Here is a 6469-nt window from a genome sequence, read left to right as displayed (position 1 = left end):
CTGTGAATGGGTGTCTGACAACCTCATTCTGGCACACTGATGCCGTAGGGGGCCGTCCACCCCATCACCACAGGGAGTAGTTTGGCGAAGACTAGTGGTGACCAGCTGCGCGCGACAACTTCTCCCTGTGGTTATGGGTCCCTGCTTTCGCAGGGACGACAGCGGTGAATGTGGCGCCGCCGGCGCGATACGCCGCTACCGCCCCTTGAAATTCGCCGCGCGCCGTTCCTCCGTGGCCTTCACGCCTTCCTTGAAATCTTCCGTCGCACGCAGCCGGGTCTGTTCGGCCAGCTCGTGGTTGGTTGCGGCCATGACGCGGTCGGCGAGGCCGTTGCGCATGGTGGCGCGGGTGGAGAGCAGACCGAGCGGGGAGCATTCGGCGATCTCGTTGGCGAGCTTCATGGCTTCCGCCTTCACCTGGTCCTGCGGCACCAGCACGTTGGCGAGGCCCCACTTCACGGCTTCCTCGCCGGTGACGCGGCGGCTGGTGTAGAACATCAGCTCGGCGTTGTTCTTGCCGATCAGCTCGGGGAGCGTTGTCGTCAGGCCGAAGCCGGGATGGAAGCCAAGCTTGGTGAAGTTCGCGGAGAAGCGCGCTTCGGGGCAGGTGACGCGGAAATCCGCCGACACCGCAAGGCCGAGCCCGCCGCCGATGGCCGCGCCCTGCACGGCGGCGACGATCGGCTTCTTGGCGCGGAAGATGCGCACGGCCTGGATGTAGAGATGGTTGATCGCGCCGAGGCTGTCGGCCGGATCGCCCTTCTTGTCGGCTTCACGCGCCTCCTGCGCCTGCCGCGCCGGATCCTGAAAGTTGGCGCCGGCACAGAACGCCTTGCCCTGCGCCGAGAGAACCGAGGCGCGGATCTCGATGTCGCGGTCGAACTCCTCGAGCGCATCCGCGATCTGGTTGATCAGCGAAATGTCGAAGAAGTTGAGCGGCGGGCGGCGGATCTCGATGGTGCCGACATGTCCGACTTTCTCGACGCCGATGTCTTTATAGGTGCTCATGATGTCCTCGAAATGTTAGCGCAGTCCCAGTCCGCGCGCGATGATGCCGCGCAGCACCTCGGTGGTGCCGCCCTGGATGGTGAGTTTCGGTGCGGTCTTGATCGCGAAGTCGAGCTGCCGCTCCAAGGTCTCGCGGTTGGTCGCGGTCTCCTCGACGAAGGCGGCGAGATCGCGGACGCGGTGCGGAAGCTGCTGCTCCCAGACCGTGCCGATGTCCTTGACGATGGACGCCTCGACCACCGGCTCCTTGCCGGCCTGCAGCATGCCGGCGACCGAGACCGACATGCGCCGCATGGTGTGGAGCTGGGCGACGAGCCGGCCGATGCCTTCGGCGCTGCGCGTATCCGGGTTCGGGCCGACCGCGCGGACCAGCTCGGTCAGCACGTAATAGGTTTCGAGGAAGCGCTCGGGGCCGGAGCGCTCATAAGCGAGCTCGCTGGTTGCCTGCTTCCAGGCGCCGTCGACCTCGCCGAGCACGTGATCGTCGGGCACGAAGAAGTCGGTGAAGACGACCTCGTTGAACTCGTACTGGCCGGTGATCTGGCCGATCGGGTTCACCTGGATGCCAGGCTGCTTCATCTTGACCAGAAACTGCGTCAGACCGTGACGGCGGTTTTCCTTGGTCGGCTGCGACGTGCGGAAGATCGCGATCATGTAGTCGGCGATATGCGCGGACGAGGTCCAGATTTTTGTGCCGTTGATGAGATAGCCGCCGTCGGTCTTGGTCGCGCGCGTCTTCGCGGCGAACAGATCCGATCCGGAGTTCGGCTCGCTCATACCGATGGCAAAGCAGATCTCGCCGCGGCAGATCCGCGGCAGGATGTCCATCTTGATGTGTTCGGGCGCGTATTTCAGCAGCACCGGCCCGCTCTGGCGGTCGGCGACGAAGAAGCGCCGCGTCGGCGCGTTGGCAACCCGCATCTCCTCGGTCACGACATAGCGTTCGAGGAAGGAGCGCTCCTGGCCGCCATATTTCTTCGGCCAGGTCATGCCGAGCCAGCCCTTGGCACCGACTCGTCGGGAAAATTCCGGCGCGTCGGTATCCTCGCGGTTGGGCTTGTGCGGATCGAAAGTGCCGGCGGCGATTTCCTCGGCCAGGAAGGCGCGCACTTCCTTGCGCAATTGCTCACACTTCTCGGGCAGGCGGATCGGGTCGAAACGAAGGGCAGCGGTCATGTGTTTCTCTCCCTGATCAGCGCGACGCCACGAGCGGCCACAATTCGTCGGCGCCGCGGCTTGCCACCAGCTTGCCGAGCTCGACCGCCCAATGGCTCTCCGAGCCGAAATCGTCGCGCCAGGCCAGCGCGCGCAGCGAGTAGCGGTGCAGAATGTGCTCCATGGTGAAGCCGATCGCGCCGTGCACCTGATGCGCGATGGCGCCGCCCTTTTCCGCCGCTTCCGCGCAACGGATCTTGGCCGAGGCGGCTTCGAGATAGACCGCGTCGTCGAACGCCTTGGCGTTCGCGATGGCGTCGGCCGCCGAGGTTGCGGCGGCAAGCGCGGCGGCGGATTCGCCGGCGAGGCGGGCGAGGTTGTGCTGCACGGCCTGGAATTTCGAGATCTTCTTCTCGAAGGCGACGCGCTCGTTGGAATAGCGCACGGAGATGTCGAGCATCGATTCCAGCGCGCCGGCGATCTGCAGGCTGCGCGCGACGCCGCCCATCAGCATGAGCGTGGTCTGGTCAACGCCATCGGGCGCCGGCTTGATGGTGACCGGCTGAACCTTGTCGAGCGTCACGGTGTCGCTGTGGTCGTAGCCGACATTGAGGCCGGATTCGGTTCGCGCCTTGCTTGCATCGACCAGCGCGATCACGGCGCCATCCTTGCCATGCGCCAGCACAGCAAGATGCTTCGCCGCCTTCGCAAACGGCACGCCGCGGGCGCGGCCGGAGAGCGAGCCGTCGGCATCGAGGGTGATACGGTCCTTCGGGCTTGCCGGCAGCACCGTCATCTCGCCTTCGGGCGAGGCGATCTTCGCCTGGGCCAGCAGCCAGCCGGCGAGCATGGTCTCGGCCAGAGGAACCGCGACCGCGAAACGGCCGGCGGCGTTCAAGAGTGCAAAGCCGTCGGCAAGGCTCGCGCCGGAGCCGCCGAGATCGTCGGGCACCCAGGACAGCGGCAGGCCGGCTTCGCTCAAAGCCTGCCACAGCGGCGCCTGCCACGCGCCCTTCTTGTCGTTGTTGATGGTTTGCGGATCGGCGAGATCGGCGAAGATCTTCTCCGCGGTCTCGACGACGATGTTGTCACTCTCCGCCACAGCGCTCCCCGTGCTTTTCCGTTGGCGCGTCCCGCCTGGTCGAGCGAGAGCCGCGCAGGTCTTCTTGCGCCCGATGATCCGAAAAAGCCATGGCCCTGACAAGCGTTGATCGCAGGTCAACCTGCGGCGCGGACATGGGGCCCAAGCTAATTCCGCTTAGCGGAGTTTGCTCGATTTGCAGGGCGCCGCAAACTCGCTAAACAGGGCGCCAGCAACATGCAGAGGGAAGGAAACACCGATGGCAAAGGATGGCTTGTGCGCAATCGTGACGGGGTCAGCCTCCGGCCTTGGCGCGGCGACGGCGGAAATTCTCGCGCGCAGCGGGGCGCGGCTCGTCATCAACTATTCGTCGAGCCAGAAGGAAGCCGAGGCCACGGCCGAGCTCTGCCGCAAGGCCGGCGCGGCGGAGGTGCTGGTCGCGCAGGGTGACGTCTCAAAGGACGAGGATTGCCGCAAGATCGTCGCGGCAGCCAGCGGATGGGGCCGGCTCGACATTCTCGTCAACAATGCCGGCACCACCAAGCATGTCGCTCACGCCGATCTCGACGGCCTGTCGGCTGAAGATTTCCAACGCCTCTATGGCGTCAATACCATCGGTCCGTTCCAGATGGTGCGCGCCGCGCGCAGCCTGCTCGAGGCCGGTGCGAAGGCTTCGGGGCGGCCCTCCGCCGTGGTCAACGTGTCCTCGGTCGCCGGCATCAGCGGCGTCGGCTCGTCGATTGCGTACGCTGCGAGCAAGGGCGCACTCAATACCATGACGCTGTCGCTGTCGCGTGCGCTGGCACCGCTGATCCGCGTCAACACGGTGTGCCCCGGCTATATCGACACGCCCTGGTTCACCAAGGGCCGCGGCGAGGCGCAGGCAAAGCAGGTGCGCGACAGCGTGGTGGCGAAGGTGCCGCTCAAGGTCGCGTCAAGCGCGGACGACATCGCCCAGCTCGTCTGCTTCCTGGCGATGCCGGCGTCTAGCAACATGACCGGCGAGATCGTGCGCATGGATGCGGGGATGCATTTGATTACGTGATGTTGGACGACGTCATTCCGGGGCGATGCGACAGCATCGAACCCGGAATCTCGAGATTCCGGGTTCGCTTCGCGCCCCGGAATGACAAACGACCTACCCCTTGATCACGCCGCTCGCCACCAGGCGGTGCCAGATGAACAGCACCACCACCGCGCCGATCGTGGCCATGATGAAGCCGGCGCCTTGGTCGGGGCTGTAATGGCCGATGGCCTGGCCGACGAAGGTCGCCAGAAACGCGCCGGCGATGCCGAGGATGGTGGTGAGGATGAAGCCGCTCGGATTGTTCGGCCCCGGCGCCAGCCAGCGCGCGATGAGGCCGGCGATGAAGCCGACGACGATGATCCACAACAGGCCGCCCATGCTCATGAGTGTGCTCCCCTTCCCGAAAGCGCGTCGATCGAGGTCTGGTTAAATTCTGCCCGAGAGCTCGTTCTCGGTCGGCAGCCGTCCGTCCGGCGTCAGATGGTCGATCACCTTAGGCAGATACTGGCTGAGGCCGGAGAGAAGTTCGTCGCGCGACAGGCCGCTCTGGGCGGACAGGCTTTCGATCTGGTCGGCGCCGAGCGCATTGGCGAGATCGCCGGGCGCGATCGCCTTGTTCTCGCCCTTGCCGACCCAGCTATTCGCGGTCTCGCCGTGGCCGCCCTGCTGGAGCTGGTTGAGGAGATCGCCAAGACCGCCGCTGAGCACGCTGCCGGCCGCGCCGCCGGCGAGCAGGCCGCCGAGGCCGCCCTTCAGCAGGTCACCGAGACCTCCGCCTCCGCCAAGCGCGCCTCCAAGACCACCGCCGGAACCCGTATTCACTGGCGGGGGCAGGTTCGTCGGAGACTGCTGTGGTGCCGCGCCCGGCTGGCTGGCCGTCAAATGCTTGAAGGCCTTCCATCCAAGCAGGGCGATGATCGCCATCGTCATCGGCGACATGCCGCCGGAGGATTTCTCGGAGCTCGGCGTCGAAGGACCGCGCGGGCCGTTCTGCATGCCGTTGAGGACGTCGAGTAGACCCATGGTGCTCTCCTTTGGCGTCTCTTCCGGCGAGTGCTCGCCGCTGACTGCCCCCGGCCGAAAACATATGGGGCACTCATGACCGTTACAAGTCGAATGCGACGCGATTGGTTGCCGGCCTCGCCTCTGCTATCGAAGGCGGGTCGTTCAGGGGGCAAGCTCAGTGGTTACGGATCGACCGATCGTGGTGGCTGGCGCCGGCGCCATCGGCTGCTTCGTCGGCGGCATGCTGGCGGCCGGCGGTCGCCGTGTCGCGCTGCTGGTGCGGCCGCGGGTGCAGACCGAGATCGAACGGTTCGGCCTGCGTTTGACGGATTTCGACGGCGTCGAGCGGAAGCTCGGCGCGGGCCAGCTCGCGCTGTCGGAGGATCCCGCGATCCTTCACAGCGCCGGCATCGTGCTGGTCTGCGTCAAGAGCGCCGATACGGCCGGTGTCGCGGATCAGATCGCGCGGCATGCGCCCGAGGACGCCGTCATCGTTTCGCTCCAGAACGGTGTCGGCAATGTCGCGGTGCTTCGCGAGCGTCTCGCTGGCCGCCGGGTGCTGGCCGGCATGGTGCCGTTCAACGTGATCGCCATGGGCGAGGGGCGTTTCCACCGCTCGACCTCCGGCGACATCCATATCGGCGCGGATGCCGAGAACACGGCCGCAGCGCTTTCGGTGCCGGGCCTCAGCGTGCGCGCCAGCAAAGACATCACCGGCGTGCAATGGGGCAAGCTGATCATCAATCTGAACAACGCCCTCAGCGCGTTGTCCGACATGCCGCTCGCCGCGCAATTGGCGAACCGCGACTGGCGGCGGCTGTTCGCGGACCAGATGGCGGAGGGGCTGGCCGTGCTGAAGGCCGCCGGCATCGCGCCGGTGTCTTCCACGCCGATCCCGATGAGATGGTCTCCGACCTTGTTGCGACTGCCGGATGCGATCTTCACCGCGATCCTGGGGCGGACGATGAAGATCGATCCGGAGGCGCGCTCCTCGATGTGGCAGGACCTGAAGCAGGGCCGCAAGACCGAGATCGACTATCTGCAGGGCGCGGTCATCGCGCTCGCCGGGCAAAATCATGTCGACGTGCCGCTGATGCGCCGCATTGTTGCGCTGATCAGGGAAGCCGAAGCCGCCGGCAACGGACCGCCGCGGCTGACGCCGCAACAGATCCGCGGCGAGGTCCAGGGATGAT

At 66.1% G+C, this 6469-nt stretch carries 7 protein-coding genes; 2 read left to right on the top strand and 5 right to left on the bottom strand.

The window, feature by feature from the left end; genetic code table 11:
- Positions 1-195 precede the first annotated feature (195 nt).
- Genes CO669_RS33310 through CO669_RS33300 form a run of 3 tightly spaced genes read right to left on the bottom strand, consistent with a single transcriptional unit; the run spans position 196 to position 3265 of the window.
- Positions 196-1008: an enoyl-CoA hydratase/isomerase family protein gene (locus CO669_RS33310; protein ID WP_097666656.1), complete on the bottom strand. Its 813-nt coding sequence runs from the start codon at positions 1006-1008 to the stop codon at positions 196-198.
- A gap of 15 nt (positions 1009-1023) precedes the next feature.
- Entirely contained in the window at positions 1024-2184 is a 1161-nt protein-coding gene (locus tag CO669_RS33305) for an acyl-CoA dehydrogenase family protein (RefSeq protein WP_085351673.1), read from the bottom strand.
- A 16-nt stretch (positions 2185-2200) separates the two neighbouring features.
- Complete coding sequence (locus CO669_RS33300) at positions 2201-3265, bottom strand: acyl-CoA dehydrogenase family protein (RefSeq protein ID WP_097666654.1); 1065 nt, start codon at positions 3263-3265, stop codon at positions 2201-2203.
- A 238-nt stretch (positions 3266-3503) separates the two neighbouring features.
- Here CO669_RS33300 and CO669_RS33295 point away from each other — a divergent pair, with 238 nt between their 5' ends.
- Positions 3504-4289 carry an SDR family NAD(P)-dependent oxidoreductase gene (locus CO669_RS33295; protein ID WP_097666652.1) on the top strand — a complete coding sequence of 262 codons (786 nt, stop codon included), beginning with the start codon at positions 3504-3506 and terminating at the stop codon, positions 4287-4289.
- A gap of 93 nt (positions 4290-4382) precedes the next feature.
- Here the strand turns inward: CO669_RS33295 and CO669_RS33290 are convergent, their stop codons facing one another.
- The gene (locus CO669_RS33290; RefSeq protein ID WP_083636342.1) at positions 4383-4655 is read right to left on the bottom strand and encodes a GlsB/YeaQ/YmgE family stress response membrane protein; all 273 of its coding nucleotides are present in this window, start codon (positions 4653-4655) and stop codon (positions 4383-4385) included.
- Between the two features lie 42 nt (positions 4656-4697).
- A complete protein-coding gene (locus CO669_RS33285; protein ID WP_097666650.1) occupies positions 4698-5294 on the bottom strand; it encodes a YidB family protein in 597 nt (198 codons plus the stop codon).
- 160 nt (positions 5295-5454) lie between these two features.
- On the opposite strand from CO669_RS33285, the gene CO669_RS33280 reads away from it, so the two are divergent.
- Positions 5455-6468 (top strand): 2-dehydropantoate 2-reductase, encoded by a 1014-nt coding sequence (locus CO669_RS33280; protein ID WP_097666648.1) that lies wholly within the window; start codon positions 5455-5457, stop codon positions 6466-6468.
- Position 6469: the final 1 nt, after the last annotated feature.

The organism is Bradyrhizobium sp. Y36 (assembly GCF_002531575.1).
In the GTDB taxonomy this organism is placed as follows: domain Bacteria; phylum Pseudomonadota; class Alphaproteobacteria; order Rhizobiales; family Xanthobacteraceae; genus Bradyrhizobium.
This window is presented reverse-complemented; position numbering and strand designations above follow the sequence as displayed.

Coding starts and splice junctions, on each gene's coding strand:
- CO669_RS33310 (WP_097666656.1), bottom strand. CDS start 1,008: ATGAGCACCTATAAAGACATCGGCGTCGAGAAAGTCGGACATGTCGGC.
- CO669_RS33305 (WP_085351673.1), bottom strand. CDS start 2,184: ATGACCGCTGCCCTTCGTTTCGACCCGATCCGCCTGCCCGAGAAGTGT.
- CO669_RS33295 (WP_097666652.1), top strand. CDS start 3,504: ATGGCAAAGGATGGCTTGTGCGCAATCGTGACGGGGTCAGCCTCCGGC.
- CO669_RS33290 (WP_083636342.1), bottom strand. CDS start 4,655: ATGAGCATGGGCGGCCTGTTGTGGATCATCGTCGTCGGCTTCATCGCC.
- CO669_RS33285 (WP_097666650.1), bottom strand. CDS start 5,294: ATGGGTCTACTCGACGTCCTCAACGGCATGCAGAACGGCCCGCGCGGT.